Origin of the sequence: uncultured Succinatimonas sp. (genome assembly GCF_905203285.1) — a bacterium.
GTDB lineage: Bacteria > Pseudomonadota > Gammaproteobacteria > Enterobacterales > Succinivibrionaceae > Succinatimonas.
This window is the reverse complement of the sequence record NZ_CAJKVK010000012.1, coordinates 1-24,959: the sequence shown is the minus strand read 5'-3', so window position 1 is coordinate 24,959 and position 24,959 is coordinate 1. Positions and strand designations below refer to the sequence as shown.

Here is a 24,959-nt window from a genome sequence, read left to right as displayed (position 1 = left end):
TATGGATAACGATACTAAAGGCATTATTTTAACTGCTGATGATGATTCTCAAACTTTGGGCATGATTAATACTGTATTGATTAAAGCCGGGTACAGCTCCCTTTTAGCTATGGATGGGGAACAGGTATTATCAATTTGCTCTCGTATAGTCCCGGATTTAATTTTAATGGATGCCTTCATGCCGCAGCTTGACGGCTTTGAGACATGCAGGAGATTGAGAAAAGATCCTCTGTTTGCGCATATTCCGGTAATTTTTATGACCGGCTTAGATCATGATGATAGCTTGCAGCTTAGTTTTGAAGCCGGAGCGATAGACTATTTAAAAAAGCCAATCAATTTAAATGAGCTTTTGATTCGTATAAAAAGTCATTTGCAAAAAAGCAAATCATATTTTGCAGCATTTGAGTCATTGGATAATAATAACTTGACGGGTTTTGGCTTTAAAGATGATTTATCTTTTTCCTATATAACCCCCAATGCATTAAAACTGTTTGAAAAATACGGTTATAACCGAATAGATCTGGTTGAATTGTTTTCTTCTAAGCTTAAAACGTGGATCCAAGTTGCTAAGCCCGGTGACGTTTTTTTATTGGACAATGCTGTGAGTTTGATTATCAGCTATAGCGGAAGGAACAGTGCTAATGAATATGTTGTTAGAGTGTATGAAAAAGAAGAAATTAAGGAAGATCAAAAATATTTGATGCTCCAGCAGGCATTTGGGCTAACATTGCGCGAAGCCCAAGTTCTTTACTATATTTCTTTAGGCAAATCAAATAAAGAAATAGGAATTATTTTAGGAATAAGCTCACGTACCGTTGACAAGCATACCGAAATGATTTTTCAGAAGCTTATGGTAGATAATCGTACAAGTGCTGCTTTTATAGCGAATCAGCATTTAAACGCATAAAAGGCGCCTTTTAGCGCCTTTTAGCCTTATTTATTTTTCATGAGGGATGCCTGCAATAGGGGCATATTTTACACCCGGCAGTTTACGGGTCAGCTTCTCGACTTCAGCTTGTGTGCCCTTAGGATCGGTAACCCATTTGCGGTAAAATTCAAACTGGCACTCAGGTTCACCAAAGCGATCTTCATGGGAGTTGATAGTGCCGGTATAGCCGCGGTGCAAAAGTTTGTAGAGATGGTTCTGCGACTGCCAATTAGCACGTGCATCACGGATTGCGCTTACCGACAATTCAGCATATTGGTAGCTGTTTTCTTCAGTTCCGCATATGCCTAAGACTCTGCCGTCAAAATCAACAATAGATGAGTGTCCAAAGTATGAGTAGACACCGTCATTACCCGAAGCATTTGCCACAGCAGCATAAACGTTGTTGCACCATGCCATTACGGGGACAATCTTAACCTGCTCATCGCAAGCTGGGTACATATAGCCCTGGCATCTTATTACGAGCTCTGCACCGCGCATTGCGCAGTCACGCCATATTTCAGGATAGTTTCCGTCATCACAAATGATGAGGCTGATTTTTAATCCCTTAGGACCTTCCGATACGTATGTTCTGTCTCCCGGGTACCAGCCTTCAATCGGAGTCCACGGGATCATTTTGCGATACTTCTGAACAATCTCACCTTTATTGTTAATTAAAATTAATGTGTTGTAAGGAACTTTATTCGGATGATCTTCGTGCTTTTCTCCTGTGATTGAGAATACGCCCCATACATTGTTATCAATGCAGGCCTTTGAGAAAATTTCTGTTTCAGGTCCCGGGATAGATGTAGATAAGCTCATCATTTCGTTGAAGTCATACAGAATTCCTTCCGTGCTGTATTCAGGGAAAACAATTAAGTCAAGGCCTGGAATACCGCTTTTAAGACCTTTGATGTAGTCAGCTATTTTATGGCAATTGGCAATAATTTCTGTTGAAGAATGAAACCTGGGCATTTTCCAGTTAACAACAGCAATACCGACTTTATCAGGGCTGCAAGAAATATCTCCATGTGGCATATTAATACTCTCCAAGTAACAAAATTAATTAACTGATTGCTATATTAGAATTTCATTATTTGCATTCATATAAGGTAAAAAGCGGTACTTCTACGTAAAATTACGTATCGCAAGGTTATTTGACGGCAATACGGTTACGGAAAGAAAAGTAAAAAGATCGGAAAAGTGGGATAGTGGACTAATTAATTAATTTGCTTAAAGGGAGCTTAATTAAATGAAAACCGCCGGCATCAATTTTGGCGTAACTATAATCTTCTCCCCAATCCCCTAAAGCAAATCTTTGTTTTGCATGGGGTGTTTCGTTATAGTGGTCACCGTATTGATGCAGATGCCCGTGAATGATTATTGAGCAATTGCTGTCGGTTAGAATTTTATCGAGGGTCGCGGGGACCATTCCGTAAATAAGCGGATCTCTGCCTTTGCCGGTCAGTTTTTGACTGTCGTCGCGCAGCTTGGCTGCAATTTTTTTACGTACAAATAAAGGTAGGGTAAAAAAGAGTTTCCTTATCCATGTCTTTTTAGTGATGGCTTTAAATTCCTGATACTTTTTGTCGTTGGAGCATAGACAGTCACCGTGTGTAATAAGACATGGCTCGGGGCCTGATTTGTCTATAAAAAGCTCAGGCAGCAATGTGAAGTTAAAGTAGTCGGCATCTTTTTTTGAAATCAAAAAATCACGGTTGCCGTGCTGGAAAAAAACATCAATTTTGCGCTGTCTGGCAGTTAATAAGGTTTGCTTTATAAACTTTTGGCATTCGTCATACGGATCGATGCCGACGAAAAAATTAAAAAAATCGCCTGAAATGATCAGGCGATCTCCTTTTTGGAGTTTATTTAAAAAAGCGGCAAAAGCAGAACATAAGCGTTTGTTTTCTGCACTTAAATGCAAGTCGGCAATTACGTATAGAGCCACTTAAGCCGCCTTTTATTTAGTCAACGATTTTTGCCGACTCAATTACGATATCTTCAACCGGCACATCACGGAAGAAACCGCGGGTGGAGGTACGGGTACCTTCGATTTTATCAACTACATCCATGCCTTCAACGACCTTACCGAAGACACAGTAACCCCAGCCCATAGTGTCTTTTGAACGGAAGTTTAAGAAGTCGTTATCAACGGTATTGATGAAAAATTGTGCAGTTGCCGAATGCGGGTCGCTGGTTCGGGCCATAGCAATAGATCCGCGGACATTTTCAAGACCGTTGTTGGCTTCGTTTTTAATCGGATCCATGGTAGGTTTTTGTTCAAAATCGCTAGTAAAACCGCCGCCCTGAATCATAAAGCCTTTGATGACGCGATGGAAAATAGTTCCGTCATAGTGGCCCTGTTGGACGTAATCTTCAAAGTTTTTAGCAGTTACAGGAGCTTTATCATAATCAAGTTCAATTTTGATATCGCCGAGATTGGTTTTTAAAAGTATCATAATATTCTTACCTTGTATTTAATACTTCGCTAAAATGAGCGGCATAGATTTATATAATAGAGAGAGATGGCCGATGTTGCAAATCCATAATACTATTTCACGTAAAAAAGAAGAATTTAAACCGATAAATGAAGGCCAGATCGGCATGTATGTCTGCGGTGTGACCGTATATGATTTATGCCATATAGGACATGCGCGTACCTTCGTAAATTTTGATATGGTGGTGCGTTATTTGCGTTATCGCGGCTATAAAGTTCGCTATATTCGCAATATTACCGATATTGACGATAAAATCATAAAACGTGCCCATGAGCGTAAGGTCAGCGCTAAAGAGCTTGCTGAGAATTTTATCGTTGAGATGCATAAAGATTTTGATGCTTTAAATATTATGCGTCCTGATGAAGAGCCGCGTGCTACCGAAACTATTCCTGAAATTATTGCTTTAGTACAGAGACTTATTGATAACGGCAATGCATATGTCGCCGATAACGGTGATGTGATGTTCGCTATTGATACTTTCAAGCAATACGGAAGACTGTCAGGTCAGAATCTTGAAGAGCTTGAAGCCGGAGCCCGTATCGAAATTGAGAAAACCAAACGCAATCCTTTTGATTTTGTCTTATGGAAGATGTCAAAACCCGGTGAACCTTCATGGAGTTCTCCGTGGGGAGACGGTCGTCCCGGCTGGCATATTGAATGCTCTGCCATGAATCTTAAGTATTTAGGTGAGAATTTTGATATTCACGGCGGCGGTTCTGATCTTATTTTCCCGCATCATGAAAATGAAATTGCTCAAAGCTGCTGCGCTTGCCACAGCAAATATGTAAATTATTGGATGCATTCGGGCATGGTTATGATTAATCATGAAAAAATGTCCAAGTCGTTAAATAATTTCTTCACGATTCGTGACGTACTTGAGCATTATGATGCCGAGACAATCCGTTTCTTCCTATTGTCTGCTCAATATCGCAGTCCGCTTAACTATACTCAGGAAAATCTTGATAAAGCTAAAGCTTCACTTGCCCGTTTATATACTGCACTGCGCGATGTAACACCGGTTAAGGCTGAAGGTGAGGATGAGTACACTAAACGCTTTAAAGAGCTTATGGATGATGATTTCAACACCCCGGGCGCTATGGCAGTACTCTTTGATTTAGCAAAAGCAGTTAATAAAGAAGAAGGGGAAACTAAAGCCAAGCTTGCAGGAAGACTGGTAGAGTTAGGATCGGTTCTTGGTATTTTGTATCAGGATCCATCATCTTTCTTAAAGGGAGAAGACTCATCCGGTGACGATGAAGTATCGGTTATTGAAGCTTTGATTCAAGAGCGCAAGGATGCCAGAGCCCGTAAAGACTTTAAGGCTGCTGATGCCGCGCGTGACAAGCTTACGGCGATGGGTATTGTCCTTGAAGACGGTCCGTCAGGAACGACTTGGAGGCGAAAGTAATTTTTAAGCCGAGGTTTTAAACCTCGGCTTTTGTCACTTTTTGAGTGCATAAAAATTGCCAATAATTAAAAATCCTGTATAAAAAACAAGATGGATTACTAAAAAACAACAAGAAAAAGGCAATGTTATGTATCTTGAAACAGCCGAAATTTCCAATTTTCGCGGAATACGTCATTTAAAGATTAATTTTGAAGAAGATTCCTCGGTTCTTATCGGTGAAAATTCCTGGGGTAAGTCATCTTTATTAAGTGCCTTATGGATGATGCTTGGCAACGGTGAAAAACTTTGCCAGTTTGAAAAAAGCGATCTTTATATTCCAATTCGTCTTTTAGTTGACGAGATTATAGAAAATAATGAAGTTCAAAATAAGGAAATTGAACTTTCGTCCAATAAGCACGGAAAGCCTGGTCACATTAAACGCAGGGCTCCATATTCCTCTGAAGACGAATCTTTGGTTGCCCCTGATTTTCAGGATGAGCTCCCTTTTGATTTGGAACAATATCCTTTGAATTCGGAAAGTATTTCTTACTTAAATGAAAATTTAAGTTTTATGGAAGAAGATACTTTTAATGAACAGGCAGACAAACTTACTATTGATCTATTTTTTGCTGAAAACTCTTTCGGAAAAGAAAATAAGCAATGCAAAGAATTGCTGCAGGATGCTTGTGCTTATTATCCTGACGGAGTGTATCGCATTCATTGGCGGGCAGAGGCATATACTGATGCAAAAGGAAAGTTTATTACCAAACACAGTTTGCTTAACGAAAGTCTGCAGTGCATTGAGTGTGATCAAAATGTCCTTATTAAAAAACTTATTCGTTTAAATCCGATTTTGCGCTTACGTGACGGACGTATGGCGTTCAATTTAGAAAATAAATGTGAAGACGAAGACGGAGATGTAAAAAATCTCGTAACTGCTTTTTCCATGCTAAACGGAGAGTCCGGTATAAAAGCAGATGACATAGTTCAATCAATTTCTACTTTAAGATCCGTTACTTCAAAATATCTTGTTAACTCAAATAAGCATTATTTACATGATAATCGTGAATATCCTCGCAGTATTAAGGATATGGTAAATCGTCCGGTGACAATAGAGAGTTTGAATAATTTGAAACGAACTTTAAATCAGCCCGGGATGAATAAAACGAAGCTTCTAATAAGTTTATTAACGGGAGCCCTTTTGGTTGCCAATAAGGATTATCAATATGATGATGCAGCTCGTCCCATTTTAATTGTTGAGGATATCGAAGGGCGCTTTCACCCGTCTTTGCTTTTGTCTTTATGGTCGATAATTGATTCCATTCCGTTACAGAAAATAGTGACAACCAATTCAAGCGATTTGCTTACAGCCGTACCTCTTAGAGTTTTGCGCCGATTATGCAAGCAATATTACGATACGCGCTGCTATAAAGTGAATGAACGTTCATATAATGCCGAGGATTTGCGGCGTATCGCATTTCATGTCCGTATTAATCGCCCGAACACTTTGTTTGCCCGCTGCTGGATATTGGTTGAGGGAGAAACCGAAATTTGGCTAATGACACAAATCGCTTCATTGCTTGGCATAAGTCTTTATTGTAACGGCGTTCGTCCGGTTGAGTTTGCTCAATGCGGATTACATCCTTTAATGAAGCTTGCACGACAATTGGGTATTTCTTTCTTCGTTTTAACCGACGGTGATGAGGCCGGTAAAAAATATGCTCAGACGGTAACTTCCTTTGTCGTAGGTAAAAGCGCTAAAGATCATTTAACCGTTTTGCCGCATTTAGATATAGAGCATTATCTTTATAATAACGGTTATCAGGATGTTTTTCTGCGCTGCTCGGGAATAAACGGACCTGTAAGAAAAGGGACGACATCCGATAAAATTATTGAACTTGCTATTCATAAACAGAGTAAGCCGGGGCTTGCTCTTGCGGTTATGGAAGAAATGCAGCGTCGCGGCGCTGATGGTGTTCCTCCTTTGTTTAAGCGGATTTTTAAGAAAATAAGTATTTTAAGTCAAAACGAGTACGGTATTGATTAAGGGAAGCACTTCCCCTTAAATCAAAGTGTTTAAGGGGAAAAGTATTGCAAATCTAATCGATATTTTGTACTTGTTCGCGCATTTGCTCGATAAGAACTTTAAGCTCTACGGCAACTGACGTAATGTTAAGCGAAGATGCTTTTGATGCCATGGTGTTTGCTTCCCTGTTAAACTCCTGCATCATAAAATCAAGGCGCTTTCCGCAGCTTCCTCCGGTTTGCAGAATTTTTCTGACTTCCTTAATGTGGGATTGCAGACGATCGTATTCTTCTGCTATATCGCTTTTTTGGGCTTGCAGGACAACTTCTTGCTCAATCAGATCGGGATTTATTTTTATATCGAGATTGAGTTTATCAAGTTTGCTTTTTATTTTTTCACGTTCAAGCGCAGTTAAGGAATCGAGATTCTCTTTAACAATCGCAAGTTGATTTTCAATGAGGTCAAGACGGGTAAGAAGAGCTTGAGCAAGTCTTTGACCTTCGCTTTCACGATTTTTGGTGAATTCTAAAAGATTTTCGGAAAATGCTTTCGTGACTTCATTTTCAATTTCAGACTGCATACTGCTGCTTTCTACAATAACACCCGGAAAATTAAGTATATCGATGGGATTTAGGCAAGCATTAACAGCAATCTTATTTATTTTGTTTGCCTCATCGACTAAGGTCTTTATCAGATCATGATTAAATTCAAGACCTGAACTTTCTTTAGGCGTAAAGCGAATAAGACACTCGAATTTACCGCGCGGAGCTTTTTGCTTTAATATTTCCCGAAGTTTTCCTTCAAGGCTTTTTAAGCCGTCGGGTAATTTAAAAATTACTTCAAAATAACGTGAGTTAACTGATTTTAAGTCAATGGCAATAGATCCTGTGTTTCCGTTTTTACGCAGTGAAGCAAAACCGGTCATGCTTTTAATGCAGCTCATCTGTTCTCCTTAAATTGCGGCAAGCCGCATAATATGCTTTTATTTTGTCAAAAGCATTTTGAGATAATTTACCATTTACAAAGTGACTATGTAATCAGTTTTTTAGTTTTGCCGTATTTGTTAGAATGAACGGCAAACTTTTACGAAGTCGGAAAAAGGAGTGCGTAATGCAGGAATATCAGCGCAGATTTATTGAATTATCCTTAAATAAAGGTGTTCTTAAATTCGGTCGTTTTGTTCTTAAGTCAGGAAGAGTCAGCCCTTATTTTTTTAATGCCGGCGGTTTTTGTACCGGTGAGGATTTAGCTACTTTAGGCTCTTGCTACGCTCATGCTTTAATTGATTCAAAGATAAAATTTGACGTTTTGTTCGGACCTGCCTATAAAGGAATTCCTCTTGCTTGCGCAACTGCTATGGCTTTAAGCAGTGAACATAATGTAAACGTACCGTGGTGCTTTAACCGTAAGGAAGCCAAAGATCACGGAGAGGGCGGTAATCTTGTAGGCTCTCCTTTAAAAGGTGATGTTCTGCTTATTGATGACGTCATTACTGCAGGAACCGCTATACGTGAATCAGCTGAGATTATTAAAAATTCAGGAGCTCATTTTAAAGGAGCATTAATTGCTTTAAACCGTATGGAAAAAGGAAAGGGCGAAAAGAGCGCAATTGCAGAAGCTGAAGAATCTTTAGGTATTAAGGTTATTTCAATTGTCAGCTTCAACGATTTGCTTGCCTATATTGAAAACGATCCTAAGTTAAAGGAACATTTGCCTGAAATGGAGAAGTACCGCTCTTTATACGGGGTTTAGCGCTTAAGCGGCGTTATTTTCTATACGCCGTATTTTCTTTGCTGAAAACGCAGCCGCAATATTGCTGATTATAGAAATTAAATTTTTTAACCAAAGCATCGCGGCGCGTTACCATTCCTTTTTTTCTCCAGTCTTCAGGCCAGTATTTAACTTCATTTTTTATAAAGTCTTGTGCTTTAAATCCAGCTTCATCAATCTGTGCTTTGTTTTTCCATCTTGATGTGGCCAATGTTGTTGTAAAATGCGTGGCTCCTACTTCTTTTGCAAAAAGGGCGGTTGCTCTAAGGCGCAGGGTAAAACATACGCTGCATCTTTGACCGCGCTCAGGTTCATTTTCAAGACCTTTTACGGCGTCAAACCATTTACGCGGCTCGTAATCACCTACAGTAACAGGAAAATCCAGAATAGAGCAGAGTTTTAAAAGTTCATCGCGGCGCTTTATGTATTCTTCTTGCGGATGAATATTAGGATTAAAGAAAAACACGTACGGTTTTATATTATGAGTCTTAAAGCATTCGAACATAGCGCCGGCACAGGGAGCACAGCAGCAGTGAACTACTAAAGAAGCAAAACCGTCAGGCAGATGCAGCTCCTTTTTAGGAGTATCTCCGAAGTCTTCGGGTAAAATTAAATCCGTCATGCTTTTTCCTCCGTGACCATTATAAGAAAACAGAAGGTATTTCTTCAGATTTAAGCGAAAAAAACTTGCCACAAACAAAAAAAAGAGTAAAATAATTGCACTTTGTCGTTGCCTTGCGCATAAATGCAGGTTAGAAACGACGCCAGCCCTACATTTTTATAATGCGGCTGAAGAGACTCCCCCTGATTTTGGGGGAATTGTTTTGTATCACCTCCTCTTGTTGAAAACGTTTTTAAACGGAATAGATGAGAAGGCGGGTGTTTACATGTTCTTTTTATAAATAATGGAGTCTGTAATGCAGAACCAAAGAATCAGGATCCGCCTCAAGGCTTACGATCACAGACTTATCGATCACTCCACTGCAGAAATCGTTGAGACTGCCAAGCGCACCGGCGCTCAGGTTCGTGGTCCGATCCCGCTCCCTACCCGTAAGGAGCGCTACACCATCCTCATCTCCCCACATGTCAATAAAGATGCCCGTGATCAGTACGAAATTCGTACTCACAAGCGTTTAGTAGACATCGTGGAGCCGACTGAGAAGACCGTTGATGCTTTAATGCGTCTCGATCTCGCTGCCGGTGTAGATGTTCAGATCAGCCTTCGCTAACGAGGGGGAATAGTACAATGTCAATCGGTTTAATCGGCCGCAAGCTTGGAATGACCCGTGTTTTTAATCAGGATGGCAAGTCCGTACCTGTCACCGTCATTCAGGTTGAGGCAAACCGCGTTACCCAGATCAAAAATATCGAAACTGATGGCTACTGCGCTATTCAGGTTACTACTGGCGAACGCAAGACCAGCCGTATGACCAAGGCTGAAATTGGTCACTTTGCTAAGACCGGCGTTGCTGCAGGTCGTGGCTTATGGGAGTTCCGTCTTGAGCCTTCCGAGCTCGAAGCTTATCAGGTAGGTTCCGAGATTAAAGTAGACGCTTTCAAGGATGTTAAGAAAGTAGATGTCACCGGCCAGTCAAAAGGTAAGGGCACTGCTGGTACCGTTAAGCGTTATAACTTCCGTACTCAAGATTTTACCCACGGTAACTCACGTTCCCACCGTGTTCCGGGTTCTACTGGTCAGAACCAGACTCCGGGCCGTGTATTTAAGGGCAAGAAGATGGTTGGCCGTATGGGCAACGAGCGCGTTACTGTTATGTGCCTTGACCTCGTCCGCGTCGACTCTGAGCGCAATCTGCTCCTCGTTAAGGGTGCCGTTCCCGGTGCCAACAACGGCGATCTGATTGTAAGGCCAAGTGTTAAAGCTTAACCTGGGGTAAAGAAACATGGAATTAAAGATGATTGGCGCCGACAAGGGCCTGGAAGTGTCAGAGAGCACTTTCGGTCGCGAGTTCAATGAGGCGCTGGTACATCAGGTAGTAGTTGCATACCAGAGTACCGCTCGTGCCGGAACCAAAGCGCAAAAGACCCGTTCTGAAGTTTCAGGCGGCGGCAAGAAGCCGTTCCGTCAGAAAGGTACTGGTCGCGCTCGTGCCGGTTCTTCTCGTTCACCTCTGTGGCGCGCTGGCGGCACCATTTTTGCTGCTAAGCCGCAGGACTGGACTCAGAAAGTCAACCGCAAGATGTATCGCGTTGCAATGCGCAGCATTTTGTCACAGTTGGTCCGTGAGGATCGCCTTTTAGTTGTCGGCGATTTTAAACTTGAAAATCACAAGACCAAGACTTTAGTTGCCAAGCTCAAAGAGCTTGACTTGAAGAATGTATTAATCGTAAACGGCGAATTTGACAGCGATTTGTTCCTCGCATCCCGTAACCTTTATAAGGTTGAGGTTTGCCAGCCGGGCACCGCTGAGTTCAATCCCATTAACCTTATCAACTTCGACAAAGTTGTTATGACCGAAGCCGCAGTTAAGAAGGTTGAGGAGATGCTCAAATGATGTTCAATGAAGCACGTATTATGGAAGTTTTGAGTGCTCCGGTTGTTTCTGAAAAGGCAACCATGTTGGCTGAAAAAGGCAACACCGTAGTATTTAAGGTTCTTCCGAACGCAAACAAGAAAGAAATCAAAGCTGCCGTTGAAAATATTTTCAATGTTAAGGTTAAGTCAGTCCGTACCCTCAATATGCAGGGTAAGGCTCGCCGTACCGTTCACGGTATCGGTCGCCGCTCTGATTGGAAAAAGGCTTATGTTACTTTAATGCCTGATCAGAACATTGATCTTACTGCAGCACCGGCTGAGAAGGAGAGCAAATAATGGCTATTATTAAAGCTAAGCCTACTTCCGCAGGTCGTCGTCACGTAATCCAGATTAAGTCCTTTGACTTATGGAAGGGCGGTCCTTTCGCTCCTCTCGTTGTTGAGAAGCGCAAGACCGGCGGTCGTGATAACTACGGTCATATTTCAACTCGTCACATCGGTGGCGGTCACAAGCAGCGTTATCGTTTAATCGATTTCAAGCGTCAGAAAGACGGAATTGAAGCACGCGTTGAGCGTCTTGAGTATGATCCTAACCGTTCAGCTCATATTGCTTTGGTTCTTTATACTGACGGCGAACGTCGTTATATCCTTGCTCCTAAGGGACTTAAGGTTGGCGATAAGATTATGTCCGGTGACAGTGCTGAGATTAAAGTCGGCAACTGCCTCCCGATGCGCAATATTCCGTTGGGTACCAACATTCACGCAGTTGAATTAGTTCCAGGCGCAGGTGCAAAGTTTGCCCGTTCCGCAGGTACTTACTGCCAGCTTTTGGCTCGCGAAGGTGAATATGTCACTTTGCGTATGCGTTCAGGCGAAATGCGCCGCGTATTAGCCAACGGCCGTGCTACCATCGGTGAAATCGGCAACAGCGAACACATGCTTCGTCAGTTAGGTAAAGCTGGTGCTAACCGCTGGCGCGGTGTACGTCCTACCGTTCGCGGTATGGCAATGAACCCTATCGATCACCCGCATGGTGGTGGTGAAGGCCGTAACAAGGGTATTCAGCCTCGTTCGCCTTGGGGTACTCCTTGCAAGGGCTTCAAGACCCGCAAGAATAAGCGTACTGAGAAGTACATTGTTCGCCATCGTTAACAGTTAACTGAGGATATAACATGCCACGTTCTCTGAAGAAAGGGCCGTTTATTGACGAGCACTTACTGAAGAAAGTTGAGCAGACCATGAATGACGGCGATAAGAAGCCGATCAAAACTTGGTCCCGTCGCTCAATGATCGTACCTGCCATGATCGGTATGACTATCGCCGTCCACAACGGTCGTCAGCATGTACCGGTTTACATTGTTGACGAAATGGTAGGTCACAAACTGGGCGAATTCGCCCCGACCCGTACTTTCCGCGGTCATGCCGCAGTTGATAAGAAAGCTGCAGCAGCTAAGTAGGAGTGAGCTAAATGTTGGAAGTTAAAGCAGTACATCGTTATGCAAGAAGCTCCGCTCAGAAGACCCGTTTGGTCGCTGACCAAGTACGCGGAATGCCTGTTGACAAGGCCTTGAATTTACTTAAGTTCAGCCCGCGTAAGGCTGCACAGTTGATTTACAAGGTTGTTCAGTCAGCTGTATCAAATGCGGAGCAGAATCAGTCTTTAGATGCTGATCGTCTGTTTGTTTCTCGTATCCTGGTTGATGAAGGTCCGTCCTTAAAGCGCATCATGCCGCGTGCCAAGGGCCGTGCAGATCGCATTGTTAAGCGTACCTCTCACATCACCGTATACGTTGCTGAGCGTTAACAGGAGCATAAGATGGGTCAGAAAGTTAATCCCATTGGAATAAGACTCGGTATTACCAAGCCTTATTCATCGGTCTGGTACGCATCAACCGCGAATTTCCCGGCCAATATTAAGAGCGATTCTGAAGTTCGTAAATATTTGTTTGAAGAACTCAAGAACGCTTCCGTATCAAAGATCGTTATTGATCGTCCGGCCAAGAGCATCCGTGTAACCATTCACACTGCTCGTCCGGGTATTGTTATCGGTAAGAAAGGCGAAGACGTAGAAAAACTGCGCAAAAAGATTGCTGAGATTGCCGGAGTCCCTGCTCAGGTTAACATCAGCGAAGTTCGCAAGCCTGATCTTGATGCTAAATTAGTTGCAGACTCAATTGCTTCTCAGCTTGAGCGCCGTGTAATGTTCCGCCGCGCTATGAAGAAGGCAATTCAGAACGCTATGCGCGTAGGTGCAAAAGGCATCAAAGTTGAAGTCTCAGGACGTTTGGGCGGTGCTGAAATCGCTCGTTCCGAGTGGCTTCGTGAAGGTCGCGTACCTCTCCATACTCTTCGTGCCGACATTGACTACGCAATCTCTGAAGCCGTAACCACTTACGGTGTGATTGGCGTTAAAGTCTGGATCTTCAAGGGTGAAGTTTTAGGCAATCTGCCTTTAACTCAGGAAGAGCCTGAAGATCGTAACAACGCCGCAGCTCCTGCAGGTCGCAAACGTCGTCGTGATGACAACGGTGCACGCACCGGCCGTCGCGGTCGTGGCGCATCCGCCGCTGCAAAGAAGCCCGCTGCTGAAGCTGCTCCGGCTGCTGAAGCCAAGGCTGCCGAGTAACGGGAGGGAGAATAAATGTTACAACCTAAGCGTACTAAATATCGCAAGACTCAAAAAGGCCGTAACGAAGGTTTGGCCTATACCGGAAATGAAGTTTCTTTCGGTGAGTTCGGCTTAAAGGCAACTTCACGCGGTCAGATCACTGCTCGTGAAATTGAAGCTGCACGTCGTGCTTTCACCCGCGAAATGAAGCGTGCCGGTAAAGTTTGGATTCGCGTGTTCCCGGATAAGCCTATTACTCAGAAAGCACTCGGTGTTCGTATGGGTAAAGGTAAGGGTTCAGTTGAATACTGGGTTTGCCCGATTCAGCCCGGCAAAGTCCTCTTTGAGATTGGCGGTATCCCTGAAGCTACTGCTCGTGAGGCTTTCCGTCTTGCTGCAGCCAAGCTCTCAGTTACCACTACTTTTGTAACCAAGGCGGTGATCTAATGAAGGCTAGCGAGTTACGTAACAAATCAGTTGAAGAACTGAAGAGCGAGCTCTCAGGTCTTCAGCGCGAACAGTTCAATCTTCGTTTTCAGTTAAAGACTGGTTCTTTACAGAAGACTGATGACGTAAGAAAGGTCCGTCGCGATATTGCGCGCGTTAACACTATCATTTCTGAAAAACTTCGCGCTGAAAGCGCCAAGTAGAGGAGTGCAAAATGTCTGAAACTCAGAATACCGCTACCAAAGTGGCTCGCACCCTCCGCGGCCGCGTTGTAAGCGACAAGATGCAGAAAGCTTGTGTGGTTGCTGTTGAGCGTCGTGTAAAGCACCCGCTTTACGGTAAAATCGTAAAACGTACCACCAAGTTCCACGTTCAGGATAGAGAGAACATCGCACAGGCTGGCGATATCGTTGATATTTGCGAATGCCGTCCGGTTTCCAAGACTATCGCTTGGACTTTGGTAAAAGTTGTTGAGAAAGCCCAGAAGGCCTAATTAACACTTAAAAATAAGACCGCAGTCGTAAAAGACTTGCGGTCTTTTATTATATATGTTATTATTCAGCGCCCTTCCGAATCATTCGGGAGGGTGGTTTTTTATTGATTAACGGAGCATTTGAAATGATCCAGATGCAAAGCATGCTCGACGTTGCCGACAACTCGGGTGCTCGCAGTGTAATGTGCATTAAGGTCCTGGGAGGATCTCACCGCCGTTATGCTGGTATTGGCGACATCATTAAGGTGTCTGTCAAAGAAGCCATCCCTCGCGGCAAAGTCAAGAAAGGCGATGTTGTTGACGCTGTTATCGTACGTACCAAGAAAGGTGTACGTCGTCCTGACGGCTCCCTCATTCGCTTCGACAGCAACGCTGCAGTTTTATTAACTGCACAGCACGAGCCAATTGGCACTCGTATCTTCGGACCTGTTACCCGTGAACTTCGTTCCGAGCAGTTCATGAAGATTGTGTCACTTGCTCCTGAAGTACTCTAAGTCCAAAGGGGTATCAAATGGCAGCTAAAATCCGCCAGAATGACGAAGTTATCGTCATTACCGGTAAAAGCAAGGGCAAGATCGGTAAGGTCACCCAGGTTTTAACCAGTGAAAACAAGGTGATTGTCGAGGGCGTTAACGTCCAGAAGAAACACCAGAAGCCCAATCCGAATCTCGGTATTCAGGGCGGCATCGTTGATAAAGAGGCTCCTATTCATGTCTCCAACGTTGCAATTTATAATCCAGAAACCAAGAAGGCTGACCGCGTAGGTTTCCGTTTTGAAGACGGCAAGAAAGTACGTTTCTTCAAATCCAACGGACAGGCAGTTCCTTCTCAGGCTAAGTAAGCAGTTTTTATCAGGAGATAAACGATGGCGAAACTGCATGATCTTTACAAGCAGGAAGTAATCAAAGCCTTAACTGAAAAATTTGGTTACAAAACAGTCATGCAAGTCCCTCGGATTGTGAAGATCACCCTTAACATGGGTGTCGGTGAGGCAGTTGCAGACAAAAAAGTTTTAGAAAACGCTGCACGCGACATGGCCGCTATTGCCGGTCAGAAGCCGCTTATCACCAAGGTTCGCAAGTCTGTAGCGGGCTTCCACATTCGTGAAGGCTATCCTATCGGATGTAAGGTAACCCTCCGTGGCGAGCGTATGTGGGAATTTCTCGAGCGTTTGATCGTAATTGCGATCCCCCGTATCCGTGACTTCCGCGGTCTTTCCGCTAAGTCTTTTGACGGACGCGGCAATTACTCAATGGGCGTTCGTGAACAGATCATTTTCCCAGAGATCGATTATGACAAGGTAGATACCATTCGTGGTCTTGACATTACGATCACTACGACGGCTAAAACTGACGAGGAAGGTCGCGCCCTCCTCGAAGCATTCAAGTTCCCGTTCCGCACTCAGACTAAGTAATCGAGGACGAACCTAAATGGCTAAAACTTCTATGAAGAATCGCGAGCTGAAAAGACAGCGTCTTTGCGAGAAATATCGTGCAAAGCGCGAACAGCTCAAGACTATTATTTCAAGCGTCTCTTCCTCAGATGAAGACCGTTGGGCAGCTGTAATGGCTTTAGCAGCCCTTCCGCGCGACTCTAGCCGCTGCCGTCAGCGTAATCGCTGCAGCGAGACTGGTCGTCCGCATGGTTATCTGCGCAAGTTCGGTTTGTGCCGCATTAAATTGCGTGAGCACATGATGCGCGGTGAAATTCCGGGTCTTCGTAAGGCCAGCTGGTAAGAGGAGAGATACACATGAGCATGCAAGATCCGATCGCGGATTTGCTGACCCGCATCCGCAACGGCCAGGCTGCCGGAAAGGTTTCGGTGTCTTTGCCTTCCTCCAAACAGAAATTGGCAATTGCCAACTTGTTGGTAAAAGAGGGCTATATTGCTTCCGCTAAAGAAAGCGGAGATGTTAAGAAGGTTTTGGAAATCGAGTTGAAGTACTACGAGGGCAAGCCCGTAGTAGAGATGATTCAGCGCGTTTCCCGTCCGGGACTTCGTGTTTACAAGAAGTGCCGCGACCTTCCGCGTATTATGAATGGTTTAGGCATTGCAGTTATTTCAACTTCAAAAGGCCTAATGACCGACCGCGCTGCCCGTAAGGACGGCTTAGGCGGCGAAGTTATTTGCTACGTCGCATAAGGAGGAAACATGTCACGTATTGCTAAGGAAGCTGTTGCTATTCCTCAGGGCGTTGAGGTTTCCGTCAATGGCCAGGTCGTTTCTGCCAAGTCTAAACTCGGTCAGATGACTTTAAATGTTCATCCGCTTGTTAAGGTTGTTATTGAAGACAAGAACATCCACGTACAGCAGGCTGATGATTCTGCTGACTCAAACATGCAGTCAGGTACTACTCGCGCTTTGATTCACAACATGATTGTGGGTCTTGACAAGGGTTTTGAGAAGAAACTCCAGTTAGTCGGCGTTGGTTACCGTGCACAGGCTAAAGGCAAGGTATTGAATCTTGCTTTAGGTTTCTCCCATCCGGTTGAGCACGCTCTTCCTGAAGGAGTCACCTGTGAAACTCCGTCTCAGACTGAAATCGTTTTAAAGAGCTATGATAAGGCTTTATTAGGACAGGTTGCAGCTGACATTCGCGCTTATCGTGCTCCTGAGCCTTATAAGGGCAAAGGCATCCGCTATGCTGATGAAGTAGTACGCATTAAAGAAGCCAAGAAGAAATAACGATTGGGGTATAACATGTTTGATAAGAAAGCATCCCGCATCCGTCGTGCAAAGAAAGCACGTGCTAAGATGCATGAACTTGGAGTCACCCGTTTGGTTGTTACCCGTACTCCTCGTCATATTTATGCCCAGATTATCGATAAGGACAGCCGTGTATTAGCCACTGCTTCTACCTTAGAGAAAGATCTGATTAAGGATCTCAAGTATACTGGCAATATCGAAGCTGCTAAGCTCATCGGCAAAGTTATCGGCGAACGCGCCATTGCCGCTAAAGTTGAAACTGTTGCTTTCGATCGTTCCGGTTACCAATATCATGGCCGTGTCGCTGCTTTAGCTGACGCAGCTCGTGAAGCTGGTCTTAAGTTCTAGGAGTCTAAAATGCAACATAAAGATGAATCCCAGGCTGGCGAGCTTCAGGAGAAGCTGGTCGCTGTTAATCGCGTTGCCAAGGTTGTAAAAGGCGGTCGTATTTTCTCTTTCACCGCTCTTACCGTTGTCGGTGACGGCAAAGGTCGTGTAGGTTACGGCTACGGCAAAGCCGGCGAAGTTCCTGCTGCTATTCAGAAAGCTATTGAGCAGGCTCGTCGTAATATTCACAGCCATATTGAGCTCAAGGACGGCACTCTGTTCCATCCGATCAAGGGCAGACACTCTGGATCAATGGTTTATTTACAGCCTGCCTCCGAAGGTACCGGTATTATCGCAGGCGGCGCTATGCGTGCAGTTCTCGAAGTAGCTGGTGTACGTAACGTTTTAGCAAAAGCATACGGTTCAACCAACCCGATTAATGTGGTTCGTGCTACCGTTGACGCTTTAGCCTCCATGCGTACCCCTGAGAGCGTTGCTGCCAAGCGCGGTCTTTCAGTTAAGGATATTCTGGAGTAAAAAATGGCCGAGAAGAAAACCATTAAGGTCACTCAGACCAAGAGCACGATCGGCCGTAAGCCTGATCACATCGCAACTATGCGCGGTTTAGGTCTTCGTCGTATTCGTCATACCGTTGAACTCGAGGACACTCCGTCCGTTCGCGGCATGATTAATAAAGTTAGCTATATGGTTAAGGTCGAGGAGTAATTCATGGAAAGCATGCGTTTAAATACTCTTAAACCGGCCGAAGGTTCACGTCGTCCGCACGTTCGTGTCGGTCGCGGTATCGGTTCCGGTCTCGGCAAGACCTGCGGTCGCGGTATCAAAGGTTCAGGTGCTCGTAAGAGCCCTAATGTCCGCCCTGGTTTTGAAGGCGGTCAGATGCCGATGAAGATTCGTTTGCCTAAATTCGGTTTCTGGTCAGCAAAGGCTGATCTTGCTGCTGAAGTTCCGTTAAATTCTTTAAACGGTATTGACAGCGAAACCATCGATTTGGCAACTCTTAAGGCTGCACGTTTGGTTCCTAACAAAGCCAAATACGTTAAGATTGTTCTGTCCCGTGTTCCTAACTTCACTAAGAAAGTTGACATTAAGGGATTAGGTGTTACTAAGGGTGCAAAGGCTGCTATTGAAGCCGCCGGCGGTACTGTTGAAGTTGCAGATTATATTACTGCAGCAGCAGCTCGTCGTGAGCGTTCAATGAAGAATCGTGCTCTTAAGTTGAACGATCTTCAGGCTAAGTTAGCTGCCACCGGTATTCAAAAACCGGCAAAGAAAGATAAGTCAGCAAAAGCTGACAAGGCCGCACCTGCCAAGAAGAAGTAATGTACGGAGCGCGCTTAACGCGCGCTTTTTCGGAGATTTTGAATGGCTAGAAAATCGCTCTTAGATAAAGGCCGTAAAGTTGCAGCACAGACCGGTCCGGTAAACAGTGAACTCCGTTCACGTTTGCTGTTTGTTCTGATTGGCCTTGTGATGTTCCGCATCGGTTCTTATGTTCCGGTTCCGGGCGTCAATGCTGAAGTTTTGGCTCGCCTTTTTGAAGAACAGAGCGGCACCATCATCGGCATGTTCAATATGTTCAGCGGCGGCGCTTTAGAGCGCGCTTCCGTTTTGGCATTGGGAATTATGCCTTATATCTCTGCGTCCATTATCATCCAGTTATTGGCCGTCATTAATCCCACTCTTGCCGAGCTCCGCAAGGAAGGCGAGTCTGGGAGAAGAAAGATCACTCAGTACACACGTGTATCGACCTTGTTCCTGGCAGCATTACAGGCTGTAGGTATAGCCACCGGTATTCCGAATATGATGCCCGGATTGGTGGATAACCCTGGCTTCGGTTTTTACTTTGTAACTACCGTAAGTCTTGTTACCGGTACTATGTTCTTGATGTGGCTTGGCGAACAGATTACTGAAAGAGGTATCGGAAACGGTATTTCTCTTATCATTTTCGCCGGTATTGTTGCTGGCTTGCCTCGTGCATTGGCAGCTACTTTCGAACAGGCTCGTCAAGGCGATCTTTCCACTATCGCACTGCTTTTAATCGGTGTTGTTGTGGTCGTAGTGACCTTCTTCGTCGTGTTCATCGAGCGTGGACAGCGTCGTATCGTAATCGATTACGCAAAACGTCAGATGGGCAATCGTATTTATTCTCAACCCCGCTCTACTTTGCCGCTTAAGATCAATATGTCCGGCGTGATTCCGGCGATCTTCGCATCGTCAATCATTTTGTTCCCGGGTACCGTGGTATCATGGTTCGGTCAGGGCGACAATGCGGTTGCAAATGTTTTGCAGGAAGTTTCACTGTTCCTGCAGCCCGGTCAGCCTCTTTATGAGTTGCTGTACGCCGCTGCAATCGTGTTCTTTACCTTCTTCTACACGGCATTGGTATTCAGCCCGCGTGAAGTTGCAGAGAATTTGAAGAAGAGTGGTGCTTTTATTCCTGGAATCCGTCCCGGAGAGCAGACTGCACGCTTTATAGATAAAGTTATGACTCGTTTGACTCTGAGCGGCTCCATTTATATGGTTTTAGTCTGCTTGGTTCCGCAGTTGCTTATGAACTGGTTCAATGTTCAGTTCTATTTCGGCGGTACCTCATTATTGATTATCGTAGTTGTCATCATGGATTTCGTATCACAGCTTCAGAGCCATATGATGAATCAGCAATACGGTGATTTAATGCGCAAGGCTAATCTCAGGAATTACGGACGCTAAGCGTTCTTTAAGGAGAAAGAAATGAAAGTAGGTGCTTCAGTTAAGAAGATTTGCCGTAACTGCAAAGTGGTTCGTCGCCACGGCGTAGTACGCATCATCTGCGTAAATCCTAAGCATAAGCAGCGTCAGGGCTAAAATGCTTAGTTAAATTGTTTGCACAAACAATTTAAAATCTGTATAATTTCCTATTTGCATAGCGTCTGTATTCAGGCGCTATGTGTTTTAGTTTATATACAAAAGGTTTTTAAGGGCGGACATAGCCCGGTTTGTCCGTAATATCGTAGATTTTACGGAAACTCTTTGCGTCGGATATATTAGGTCTTTCGACGTTAAGAGATTGTCAATGCCAAAGTGCACTAGAAGGTTGTCGCGTATCCTGACGGGCTTTGCGACAGCCATATGTTTAACCGACCTTTTAGGAGATCAATAGTGGCCCGTATTGCTGGCATTAATGTGCCTGATCATAAGATCGCCGTGATTGCTTTGCAGTCAGTTTACGGCATAGGCCCGACCCGTGCGCGCAATATTTTAGCTGCCGCCGGCGTTGCAGAATCCGCTAAGTTCAAAGATCTTGACGAAGCTTCCGTGGATAAAATCCGTGAAGAAGTCGCTAAGTACACTGTAGAAGGTGACTTACGCCGCGAGATTTCAATGAACATCAAGCGCCTTGTTGACCTTGGTTCCTATCGTGGCATTCGCCACCGTCGCGGCCTTCCGGTTCGCGGCCAGCGTACCAAGACTAATGCACGTACCCGTAAGGGACCGCGTAAGAGCATTAAGAAATAAGGAGGCACGAGATGGCTGAAGAAATTACTGCAAAAGAAAACGCACAGGCTGCTCCTGCAGCTACTAAAGCCGCACCTGCCGCCCCTCGTCGCGGTGGTAAACGCGCAAAGAAACAGATTGCAGACGGTGTAGCTCACATCCATGCATCTTTCAATAACACTATCGTAACCATTTCCGATCGTCAGGGTAATGCTCTTTCATGGGCTACCGCAGGCGGTTCAGGTTTCCGTGGTTCCCGTAAGTCCACTCCGTACGCTGCTCAGGTTGCTGCAGAGCGTGCCGGTGAGGCTGCCAAGGAATACGGCGTTAAGAATCTTGAAGTATTGGTTAAGGGCCCTGGTCCCGGCCGTGAGTCTTCAATTCGTGCCTTGAACGCTATCGGTTACAAGATCACCAACATTACCGATGTTACCCCGATCCCTCACAATGGTTGCCGCCCGCCTAAAAAGCGTCGCGTCTAGTGAGACAGCTAAGATTTCTGGAGAAAGATAAATGGCAAAATATACCGGCCCTGCCCTGAAATTAAGCCGTCGTGAAGGCGTTGACTTATTCTTAAAGTCAGGCGTTCGTGCCATTGAGACCAAGTGCAAACTTGATACCGCACCGGGTCAGCACGGCGCTAACAAACCGCGTCTTTCCGACTACGGCATGCAGTTACGCGAGAAGCAGAAAGTTCGCCGTATTTACGGTGTTTTAGAGCGTCAGTTCCGTAACTATTACAAGAAAGCTGCTAAGATGTCCGGTAATACCGGTGAGAACCTTCTGCAGCTTTTGGAAAGCCGTTTAGACAATGTTGTTTACCGTATGGGCTTTGGCTCCACTCGCATGGAAGCACGCCAGTTGGTAAGCCACAAGGCTATCACTGTTAACGATCATGTCGTAAACATTCCGTCTTATCAGGTACAGCCTTCTGACGTAATCGCAGTTCGCGAAAAAGCTAAAAAGCAGTTACGCATCAAGGCAGCAATCGACTTATCCGGTCAGCGCGCTCTTAAGCCTACCTGGATTGACGTTGATCATAACGCCATGAAAGGCACCTATAAGAATAAGCCTGAACGTTCTGAGCTTCCTTCCGATATTAAGGAACAGCTCATCGTCGAGTTGTACTCTAAGTAATAACGGCAACTGTGCCAGCACCTCTTAGTAAAGTGGGGTACCAATAGTGTCAGTATGTGAACTGCTCAAACCAAAGCCGGTAAGCTTTACCGAAGTTGCTCCAAATTGTGCACATATAGTGCTTGAGCCTTTGGAGCGCGGATTCGGTAACACCATCGGCGTATCATTGAGCGGCATTTTACTTAAGACTCTGCCTGGTTGCGCTATTGACGCATTCCAGATTGACGGAGTCTCGGATGAGAACAGCGTAAAAGCTGATATGGTCGAGTCTGTTTTCGAGCTCATCATGAACTTAAAAACTATCGCCGTAGCTTCAGAAGCACCGCTGAACTCTCCGGTATGGCTGTCTCTTGTCAAATCAGGTGAAGGTGAAGTAAAGGCTTCCGACATCGTTTTGGCAAGCGGAATAAGCTTCCCTAATCCGGACGCTCACATCTGCACCCTTAAGGGTGCCAAGGCTGCGTTGTCGATGAAGATCCGCGTTTCTTACGGACGCGGTTATGTGCCGGCATCTTCCGATGCTCATATTCCGGCTCAGTCTGAAAATGAGATTTTGATTGATGCTTCATTCAGCCCGGTTCGCAGATTTGTTTATGAAGTAGAGTCTGCCCGTGTTGAACAGAGAACGGATTTGGATCGTTTGGTTATCAATATCGAGACCGACGGAACCGTAGCTCCTGAGGCTGTCTTAATGCAAGGCGCCGATTTGCTACGTGATCACTTGTGCGAACTTGTTGATCAAGAAGAAGTTTCAGAGCACTCAATGGCTCCTGCAGCTCCTCCTATGCCTGATCCTGTTCTTATGCAATTGGTTGATGATCTTGAACTTACCGTTCGTTCAGCAAATTGCCTTAAAGCCGAATCAATTATTTACATCGGTGATCTGGTACAACGCACTGAAGTGGAGTTGTTAAAAACCCCGAATTTGGGTAAGAAATCTTTGACTGAAATCAAAGACGTTTTAGCCCAGCGCGGTTTGTCACTTGGTATGAGACTTACCAATTGGCCGCCTCCTAATTTGCGTTCATCGAGATAAGATAACTGTTTAAGAAAGGAATTAGATATGCGTCATCGTTTAAGCGGCCGTCATTTAGGTCGTACTTCTGCACACCGTGCTGCGCTGTATCGCAATCTTGCAAATGCTCTTGTTACTCACGAGTGCATTAGAACTACTTTGCCCAAGGCAAAAGAGTTGCGCCGCTTTGTAGAGCGTCTTATTACCATCGCTAAGGTTGATTCAGTGGCAAATCGCCGCTTGGTCTTCTCTCGCGTTCGTGACAATGATGTAGTTGCAAAGCTCTTTAATGAAATCGGTAAGCTCAATGCTAACCGTCCGGGCGGCTATACCCGCATCTTAAAGTGCGGCTTCCGTCCTGGCGATCAGGCTCCGATGGCTTACATCATGTTGGTAGAGCGTACCGCTAAAGCTGAAGTAGCTGAAGGCGAGGCTGCTGCCGAATAAAGTTCTATAGGGCGCTTTCGCGCCCTTTAGATCTTCAATACCGAATTCTGTCTAAAACGAGGGTGTAACCTTGGATCAAACTACTGATTTGCTAAGGCCCAATATCAAGGAAGTCGTAACGCTCTCCCGTAATGTATCTCGAGTTATTCTTGAACCTTTTGAGCAGCATTATGCTCAGGTTTTAGGAACTGCATTGCGTCGTATTATGCTTTCTTCAATTCCGGGATATGCAATTACTGAAGTCGAGATTGACGGTGTAGTTCATGAGTACAGCGCCTTAGAAGGCGTTCAGGAAGATATTCTGCTCATTCTTTTGAATTTAAAGGAAGTTGCAGTTTTCTCTTCGACTATACCGCAGCACGATCCGGTACTTGAAATCAATAAATCCGGCATCGGTCCTGTTACTGCAGCCGATATTCAGTGTCCGGGCGGAATTGAGATCCGTAATCCTGAATTGGTTTTGTGCCATATCACTGATGAAAAGACCAATCTGCGCATGCGTTTGCATGTAACTCGCGGTCGCGGTTATGTCCCGGCAGTTACTCACCCTCATATCGAAGGTGCCGAAGATCGTTTTATCGGTCGTTTACTGCTTGATGCTTCATATTGCCCGGTTCTTAATGTGGCTGTACACACAGCTCCGCTTAATGACGGACAAGAGCAGTTGATTTTGGATATTGAGACCAACGGTACAATCGATCCGAGTGATGCAGTTTGTTCTGCTGCTACCATTTTTGCAGATCAGCTCAATTCATTTGTTGATATCCGTAATTCTGTCGCCCCTGCTGACGATGCTTCCTTTAAACCTCTTATTGATCCGAAGCTTTTATGCCCGGTTGAGGATTTGGAACTTACCGTTCGTTCAGCAAATTGCCTTAAAGCCGAAGGTATTAAATATATCGGCGATTTGGTACAGCGTACTGAAGTTGAATTGCTTAAGACTCCTAATCTTGGTAAGAAATCCCTTACCGAAATCAAGGATGTCTTGGCAGAACGCGGTTTATCTTTAGGTATGCGCCTTGAGAATTGGCCGCCTGCAGATTTGGAAATAAATCATTAATAATTTAGAGACGGGTCGCAAATTGCGGCCTGTTTTTTTCTGGGGATATATTGGTAATTTGATACCTAAAAGTTGCGAGTTTTTACTGATCTAGTGTCTATTATATTAGACACTAGAT

Annotated in this window: 37 protein-coding genes and 1 pseudogene; 33 read left to right on the top strand and 5 right to left on the bottom strand. The window is 44.7% G+C overall.

All coding sequences use genetic code 11. From position 1 onward, the window contains the following. Position 1 precedes the first annotated feature (1 nt). Positions 2 to 907, top strand: coding sequence for a DNA-binding response regulator (locus tag QZ019_RS02665; protein WP_249083120.1), 906 nt, complete (start codon positions 2 to 4; stop codon positions 905 to 907). Positions 908 to 937: 30 nt separating this feature from the next. Here QZ019_RS02665 and QZ019_RS02660 read toward each other — a convergent pair whose 3' ends face one another. The 3 genes from QZ019_RS02660 to QZ019_RS02650 form a co-directional block, all read right to left on the bottom strand. Beyond that, on the bottom strand, positions 938 to 1,963 hold the full coding sequence (locus QZ019_RS02660) for an aliphatic amidase (RefSeq protein ID WP_295482058.1): 1,026 nt from the start codon (positions 1,961 to 1,963) through the stop codon (positions 938 to 940). Between the two features lie 178 nt (positions 1,964 to 2,141). Further along, on the bottom strand, positions 2,142 to 2,876 hold the full coding sequence (locus QZ019_RS02655) for a UDP-2,3-diacylglucosamine diphosphatase (RefSeq protein ID WP_249083124.1): 735 nt from the start codon (positions 2,874 to 2,876) through the stop codon (positions 2,142 to 2,144). A gap of 16 nt (positions 2,877 to 2,892) precedes the next feature. After that, a complete protein-coding gene (locus QZ019_RS02650; RefSeq protein ID WP_009144349.1) occupies positions 2,893 to 3,387 on the bottom strand; it encodes a peptidylprolyl isomerase in 495 nt (164 codons plus the stop codon). 73 nt (positions 3,388 to 3,460) lie between these two features. Between QZ019_RS02650 and cysS the strand changes: the two genes are divergently transcribed. Together cysS and QZ019_RS02640 are read left to right on the top strand one after the other, a co-directional pair. Then, complete coding sequence (gene cysS, locus QZ019_RS02645; protein WP_295482055.1) at positions 3,461 to 4,834, top strand: cysteine--tRNA ligase; 1,374 nt, start codon at positions 3,461 to 3,463, stop codon at positions 4,832 to 4,834. 127 nt (positions 4,835 to 4,961) lie between these two features. Next, positions 4,962 to 6,860, top strand: coding sequence for a DUF2813 domain-containing protein (locus QZ019_RS02640; RefSeq protein ID WP_295482054.1), 1,899 nt, complete (start codon positions 4,962 to 4,964; stop codon positions 6,858 to 6,860). Between the two features lie 52 nt (positions 6,861 to 6,912). On the opposite strand, the gene QZ019_RS02635 is transcribed toward QZ019_RS02640, so the two are convergent. Then, positions 6,913 to 7,782, bottom strand: a complete 870-nt coding sequence (locus QZ019_RS02635) for a YicC/YloC family endoribonuclease (RefSeq protein WP_294563701.1) — start codon at positions 7,780 to 7,782, stop codon at positions 6,913 to 6,915. A 167-nt stretch (positions 7,783 to 7,949) separates the two neighbouring features. Here QZ019_RS02635 and pyrE point away from each other — a divergent pair, with 167 nt between their 5' ends. After that, positions 7,950 to 8,591, top strand: a complete 642-nt coding sequence (gene pyrE / locus QZ019_RS02630) for an orotate phosphoribosyltransferase (RefSeq protein WP_295482051.1) — start codon at positions 7,950 to 7,952, stop codon at positions 8,589 to 8,591. Between the two features lie 13 nt (positions 8,592 to 8,604). Here pyrE and QZ019_RS02625 read toward each other — a convergent pair whose 3' ends face one another. After that, on the bottom strand, positions 8,605 to 9,231 hold the full coding sequence (locus tag QZ019_RS02625; protein ID WP_295482049.1) for an epoxyqueuosine reductase QueH: 627 nt from the start codon (positions 9,229 to 9,231) through the stop codon (positions 8,605 to 8,607). A 295-nt stretch (positions 9,232 to 9,526) separates the two neighbouring features. On the opposite strand from QZ019_RS02625, the gene rpsJ reads away from it, so the two are divergent. The 29 genes and pseudogenes from rpsJ (at position 9,527) to rpoA (QZ019_RS02480) (ending at position 24,841) form a co-directional block, all read left to right on the top strand. Next, on the top strand, positions 9,527 to 9,838 hold the full coding sequence (gene rpsJ, locus QZ019_RS02620) for a 30S ribosomal protein S10 (protein ID WP_021890106.1): 312 nt from the start codon (positions 9,527 to 9,529) through the stop codon (positions 9,836 to 9,838). A gap of 17 nt (positions 9,839 to 9,855) precedes the next feature. Continuing rightward, positions 9,856 to 10,494: a 50S ribosomal protein L3 gene (gene rplC / locus QZ019_RS02615; RefSeq protein WP_009144357.1), complete on the top strand. Its 639-nt coding sequence runs from the start codon at positions 9,856 to 9,858 to the stop codon at positions 10,492 to 10,494. Positions 10,495 to 10,510: 16 nt separating this feature from the next. After that, positions 10,511 to 11,122 carry a 50S ribosomal protein L4 gene (rplD, locus tag QZ019_RS02610; RefSeq protein ID WP_009144358.1) on the top strand — a complete coding sequence of 204 codons (612 nt, stop codon included), beginning with the start codon at positions 10,511 to 10,513 and terminating at the stop codon, positions 11,120 to 11,122. Next, positions 11,122 to 11,439, top strand: coding sequence for a 50S ribosomal protein L23 (gene rplW, locus QZ019_RS02605; RefSeq protein WP_294564443.1), 318 nt, complete (start codon positions 11,122 to 11,124; stop codon positions 11,437 to 11,439). Before rplD ends, rplW begins: the two co-directional genes overlap by 1 nt. Further along, the gene (gene rplB, locus QZ019_RS02600; RefSeq protein WP_294563679.1) at positions 11,439 to 12,254 is read left to right on the top strand and encodes a 50S ribosomal protein L2; all 816 of its coding nucleotides are present in this window, start codon (positions 11,439 to 11,441) and stop codon (positions 12,252 to 12,254) included. The genes rplW and rplB overlap by 1 nt, the downstream gene beginning before the upstream one ends. A gap of 20 nt (positions 12,255 to 12,274) precedes the next feature. Beyond that, positions 12,275 to 12,559 carry a 30S ribosomal protein S19 gene (gene rpsS / locus QZ019_RS02595; protein WP_009144361.1) on the top strand — a complete coding sequence of 95 codons (285 nt, stop codon included), beginning with the start codon at positions 12,275 to 12,277 and terminating at the stop codon, positions 12,557 to 12,559. Positions 12,560 to 12,570: 11 nt separating this feature from the next. Further along, positions 12,571 to 12,906, top strand: a complete 336-nt coding sequence (rplV, locus tag QZ019_RS02590) for a 50S ribosomal protein L22 (RefSeq protein WP_009144362.1) — start codon at positions 12,571 to 12,573, stop codon at positions 12,904 to 12,906. 12 nt (positions 12,907 to 12,918) lie between these two features. Further along, positions 12,919 to 13,728: a 30S ribosomal protein S3 gene (gene rpsC, locus QZ019_RS02585; RefSeq protein ID WP_295482046.1), complete on the top strand. Its 810-nt coding sequence runs from the start codon at positions 12,919 to 12,921 to the stop codon at positions 13,726 to 13,728. 15 nt (positions 13,729 to 13,743) lie between these two features. Beyond that, positions 13,744 to 14,157 carry a 50S ribosomal protein L16 gene (rplP, locus tag QZ019_RS02580; protein WP_009144364.1) on the top strand — a complete coding sequence of 138 codons (414 nt, stop codon included), beginning with the start codon at positions 13,744 to 13,746 and terminating at the stop codon, positions 14,155 to 14,157. Further along, entirely contained in the window at positions 14,157 to 14,360 is a 204-nt protein-coding gene (rpmC, locus tag QZ019_RS02575) for a 50S ribosomal protein L29 (RefSeq protein ID WP_009144365.1), read from the top strand. The genes rplP and rpmC overlap by 1 nt, the downstream gene beginning before the upstream one ends. An 11-nt stretch (positions 14,361 to 14,371) precedes the next feature. Beyond that, positions 14,372 to 14,650, top strand: a complete 279-nt coding sequence (rpsQ, locus tag QZ019_RS02570; RefSeq protein WP_294563671.1) for a 30S ribosomal protein S17 — start codon at positions 14,372 to 14,374, stop codon at positions 14,648 to 14,650. Between the two features lie 125 nt (positions 14,651 to 14,775). Next, on the top strand, positions 14,776 to 15,144 hold the full coding sequence (gene rplN, locus QZ019_RS02565) for a 50S ribosomal protein L14 (protein WP_009144367.1): 369 nt from the start codon (positions 14,776 to 14,778) through the stop codon (positions 15,142 to 15,144). Positions 15,145 to 15,161: 17 nt separating this feature from the next. Beyond that, the gene (gene rplX, locus QZ019_RS02560) at positions 15,162 to 15,491 is read left to right on the top strand and encodes a 50S ribosomal protein L24 (RefSeq protein ID WP_295482045.1); all 330 of its coding nucleotides are present in this window, start codon (positions 15,162 to 15,164) and stop codon (positions 15,489 to 15,491) included. A 24-nt stretch (positions 15,492 to 15,515) separates the two neighbouring features. After that, positions 15,516 to 16,064 (top strand): 50S ribosomal protein L5, encoded by a 549-nt coding sequence (gene rplE / locus QZ019_RS02555; RefSeq protein WP_009144369.1) that lies wholly within the window; start codon positions 15,516 to 15,518, stop codon positions 16,062 to 16,064. A 16-nt stretch (positions 16,065 to 16,080) separates the two neighbouring features. After that, positions 16,081 to 16,386, top strand: a complete 306-nt coding sequence (rpsN, locus tag QZ019_RS02550; RefSeq protein WP_009144370.1) for a 30S ribosomal protein S14 — start codon at positions 16,081 to 16,083, stop codon at positions 16,384 to 16,386. A gap of 14 nt (positions 16,387 to 16,400) precedes the next feature. Further along, positions 16,401 to 16,793, top strand: coding sequence for a 30S ribosomal protein S8 (gene rpsH, locus QZ019_RS02545; protein ID WP_040909556.1), 393 nt, complete (start codon positions 16,401 to 16,403; stop codon positions 16,791 to 16,793). Positions 16,794 to 16,802: 9 nt separating this feature from the next. Continuing rightward, positions 16,803 to 17,336 carry a 50S ribosomal protein L6 gene (gene rplF, locus QZ019_RS02540; protein ID WP_249083129.1) on the top strand — a complete coding sequence of 178 codons (534 nt, stop codon included), beginning with the start codon at positions 16,803 to 16,805 and terminating at the stop codon, positions 17,334 to 17,336. 15 nt (positions 17,337 to 17,351) lie between these two features. Further along, entirely contained in the window at positions 17,352 to 17,705 is a 354-nt protein-coding gene (gene rplR / locus QZ019_RS02535) for a 50S ribosomal protein L18 (RefSeq protein WP_249083132.1), read from the top strand. Between the two features lie 9 nt (positions 17,706 to 17,714). Then, a complete protein-coding gene (gene rpsE / locus QZ019_RS02530; protein ID WP_009144374.1) occupies positions 17,715 to 18,221 on the top strand; it encodes a 30S ribosomal protein S5 in 507 nt (168 codons plus the stop codon). 3 nt (positions 18,222 to 18,224) lie between these two features. Next, the gene (gene rpmD, locus QZ019_RS02525) at positions 18,225 to 18,410 is read left to right on the top strand and encodes a 50S ribosomal protein L30 (RefSeq protein WP_009144375.1); all 186 of its coding nucleotides are present in this window, start codon (positions 18,225 to 18,227) and stop codon (positions 18,408 to 18,410) included. A gap of 12 nt (positions 18,411 to 18,422) precedes the next feature. Continuing rightward, positions 18,423 to 18,857: pseudogene (gene rplO, locus QZ019_RS02520) on the top strand (50S ribosomal protein L15); the annotation flags it as partial. 213 nt (positions 18,858 to 19,070) lie between these two features. Further along, a complete protein-coding gene (gene secY / locus QZ019_RS02515) occupies positions 19,071 to 20,417 on the top strand; it encodes a preprotein translocase subunit SecY (RefSeq protein ID WP_009144377.1) in 1,347 nt (448 codons plus the stop codon). A 21-nt stretch (positions 20,418 to 20,438) separates the two neighbouring features. Further along, positions 20,439 to 20,552, top strand: a complete 114-nt coding sequence (rpmJ, locus tag QZ019_RS02510; RefSeq protein ID WP_009144378.1) for a 50S ribosomal protein L36 — start codon at positions 20,439 to 20,441, stop codon at positions 20,550 to 20,552. Positions 20,553 to 20,846: 294 nt separating this feature from the next. Then, complete coding sequence (rpsM, locus tag QZ019_RS02505; protein ID WP_040909557.1) at positions 20,847 to 21,203, top strand: 30S ribosomal protein S13; 357 nt, start codon at positions 20,847 to 20,849, stop codon at positions 21,201 to 21,203. Positions 21,204 to 21,214: 11 nt separating this feature from the next. After that, entirely contained in the window at positions 21,215 to 21,664 is a 450-nt protein-coding gene (gene rpsK / locus QZ019_RS02500) for a 30S ribosomal protein S11 (protein ID WP_295482036.1), read from the top strand. A gap of 31 nt (positions 21,665 to 21,695) precedes the next feature. Then, positions 21,696 to 22,319 (top strand): 30S ribosomal protein S4, encoded by a 624-nt coding sequence (gene rpsD, locus QZ019_RS02495; RefSeq protein ID WP_009144381.1) that lies wholly within the window; start codon positions 21,696 to 21,698, stop codon positions 22,317 to 22,319. Positions 22,320 to 22,362: 43 nt separating this feature from the next. After that, positions 22,363 to 23,355: a DNA-directed RNA polymerase subunit alpha gene (gene rpoA, locus QZ019_RS02490; protein WP_295482072.1), complete on the top strand. Its 993-nt coding sequence runs from the start codon at positions 22,363 to 22,365 to the stop codon at positions 23,353 to 23,355. A gap of 27 nt (positions 23,356 to 23,382) precedes the next feature. Next, positions 23,383 to 23,781, top strand: coding sequence for a 50S ribosomal protein L17 (gene rplQ / locus QZ019_RS02485; RefSeq protein WP_009144383.1), 399 nt, complete (start codon positions 23,383 to 23,385; stop codon positions 23,779 to 23,781). A gap of 70 nt (positions 23,782 to 23,851) precedes the next feature. Further along, on the top strand, positions 23,852 to 24,841 hold the full coding sequence (rpoA, locus tag QZ019_RS02480) for a DNA-directed RNA polymerase subunit alpha (RefSeq protein ID WP_294563644.1): 990 nt from the start codon (positions 23,852 to 23,854) through the stop codon (positions 24,839 to 24,841). Positions 24,842 to 24,959 lie beyond the last annotated feature (118 nt).

Excerpts from the sequence above, each read along its gene's own strand:
- rplR (WP_249083132.1), top strand. The coding sequence starts at position 17,352 with ATGTTTGATAAGAAAGCATCCCGCATCCGTCGTGCAAAGAAAGCACGT.
- rpmD (WP_009144375.1), top strand. The coding sequence starts at position 18,225 with ATGGCCGAGAAGAAAACCATTAAGGTCACTCAGACCAAGAGCACGATC.
- rpsH (WP_040909556.1), top strand. The coding sequence starts at position 16,401 with ATGAGCATGCAAGATCCGATCGCGGATTTGCTGACCCGCATCCGCAAC.
- rpsC (WP_295482046.1), top strand. The coding sequence starts at position 12,919 with ATGGGTCAGAAAGTTAATCCCATTGGAATAAGACTCGGTATTACCAAG.
- rplP (WP_009144364.1), top strand. The coding sequence starts at position 13,744 with ATGTTACAACCTAAGCGTACTAAATATCGCAAGACTCAAAAAGGCCGT.
- secY (WP_009144377.1), top strand. The coding sequence starts at position 19,071 with ATGGCTAGAAAATCGCTCTTAGATAAAGGCCGTAAAGTTGCAGCACAG.
- QZ019_RS02650 (WP_009144349.1), bottom strand. The coding sequence starts at position 3,387 with ATGATACTTTTAAAAACCAATCTCGGCGATATCAAAATTGAACTTGAT.
- rplN (WP_009144367.1), top strand. The coding sequence starts at position 14,776 with ATGATCCAGATGCAAAGCATGCTCGACGTTGCCGACAACTCGGGTGCT.
- rplB (WP_294563679.1), top strand. The coding sequence starts at position 11,439 with ATGGCTATTATTAAAGCTAAGCCTACTTCCGCAGGTCGTCGTCACGTA.
- rpsN (WP_009144370.1), top strand. The coding sequence starts at position 16,081 with ATGGCTAAAACTTCTATGAAGAATCGCGAGCTGAAAAGACAGCGTCTT.
- rpsK (WP_295482036.1), top strand. The coding sequence starts at position 21,215 with ATGGCTGAAGAAATTACTGCAAAAGAAAACGCACAGGCTGCTCCTGCA.
- QZ019_RS02665 (WP_249083120.1), top strand. The coding sequence starts at position 2 with ATGGATAACGATACTAAAGGCATTATTTTAACTGCTGATGATGATTCT.
- QZ019_RS02635 (WP_294563701.1), bottom strand. The coding sequence starts at position 7,782 with ATGAGCTGCATTAAAAGCATGACCGGTTTTGCTTCACTGCGTAAAAAC.
- QZ019_RS02625 (WP_295482049.1), bottom strand. The coding sequence starts at position 9,231 with ATGACGGATTTAATTTTACCCGAAGACTTCGGAGATACTCCTAAAAAG.
- rplV (WP_009144362.1), top strand. The coding sequence starts at position 12,571 with ATGTTGGAAGTTAAAGCAGTACATCGTTATGCAAGAAGCTCCGCTCAG.
- cysS (WP_295482055.1), top strand. The coding sequence starts at position 3,461 with ATGTTGCAAATCCATAATACTATTTCACGTAAAAAAGAAGAATTTAAA.
- rpmJ (WP_009144378.1), top strand. The coding sequence starts at position 20,439 with ATGAAAGTAGGTGCTTCAGTTAAGAAGATTTGCCGTAACTGCAAAGTG.
- rpsJ (WP_021890106.1), top strand. The coding sequence starts at position 9,527 with ATGCAGAACCAAAGAATCAGGATCCGCCTCAAGGCTTACGATCACAGA.
- rplD (WP_009144358.1), top strand. The coding sequence starts at position 10,511 with ATGGAATTAAAGATGATTGGCGCCGACAAGGGCCTGGAAGTGTCAGAG.
- rplX (WP_295482045.1), top strand. The coding sequence starts at position 15,162 with ATGGCAGCTAAAATCCGCCAGAATGACGAAGTTATCGTCATTACCGGT.
- pyrE (WP_295482051.1), top strand. The coding sequence starts at position 7,950 with ATGCAGGAATATCAGCGCAGATTTATTGAATTATCCTTAAATAAAGGT.
- rpsS (WP_009144361.1), top strand. The coding sequence starts at position 12,275 with ATGCCACGTTCTCTGAAGAAAGGGCCGTTTATTGACGAGCACTTACTG.
- rplF (WP_249083129.1), top strand. The coding sequence starts at position 16,803 with ATGTCACGTATTGCTAAGGAAGCTGTTGCTATTCCTCAGGGCGTTGAG.
- rplC (WP_009144357.1), top strand. The coding sequence starts at position 9,856 with ATGTCAATCGGTTTAATCGGCCGCAAGCTTGGAATGACCCGTGTTTTT.
- QZ019_RS02660 (WP_295482058.1), bottom strand. The coding sequence starts at position 1,963 with ATGCCACATGGAGATATTTCTTGCAGCCCTGATAAAGTCGGTATTGCT.
- QZ019_RS02640 (WP_295482054.1), top strand. The coding sequence starts at position 4,962 with ATGTATCTTGAAACAGCCGAAATTTCCAATTTTCGCGGAATACGTCAT.
- rpmC (WP_009144365.1), top strand. The coding sequence starts at position 14,157 with ATGAAGGCTAGCGAGTTACGTAACAAATCAGTTGAAGAACTGAAGAGC.
- rplQ (WP_009144383.1), top strand. The coding sequence starts at position 23,383 with ATGCGTCATCGTTTAAGCGGCCGTCATTTAGGTCGTACTTCTGCACAC.
- rpsD (WP_009144381.1), top strand. The coding sequence starts at position 21,696 with ATGGCAAAATATACCGGCCCTGCCCTGAAATTAAGCCGTCGTGAAGGC.
- rpsQ (WP_294563671.1), top strand. The coding sequence starts at position 14,372 with ATGTCTGAAACTCAGAATACCGCTACCAAAGTGGCTCGCACCCTCCGC.
- rpsE (WP_009144374.1), top strand. The coding sequence starts at position 17,715 with ATGCAACATAAAGATGAATCCCAGGCTGGCGAGCTTCAGGAGAAGCTG.
- rplW (WP_294564443.1), top strand. The coding sequence starts at position 11,122 with ATGTTCAATGAAGCACGTATTATGGAAGTTTTGAGTGCTCCGGTTGTT.
- rplE (WP_009144369.1), top strand. The coding sequence starts at position 15,516 with ATGGCGAAACTGCATGATCTTTACAAGCAGGAAGTAATCAAAGCCTTA.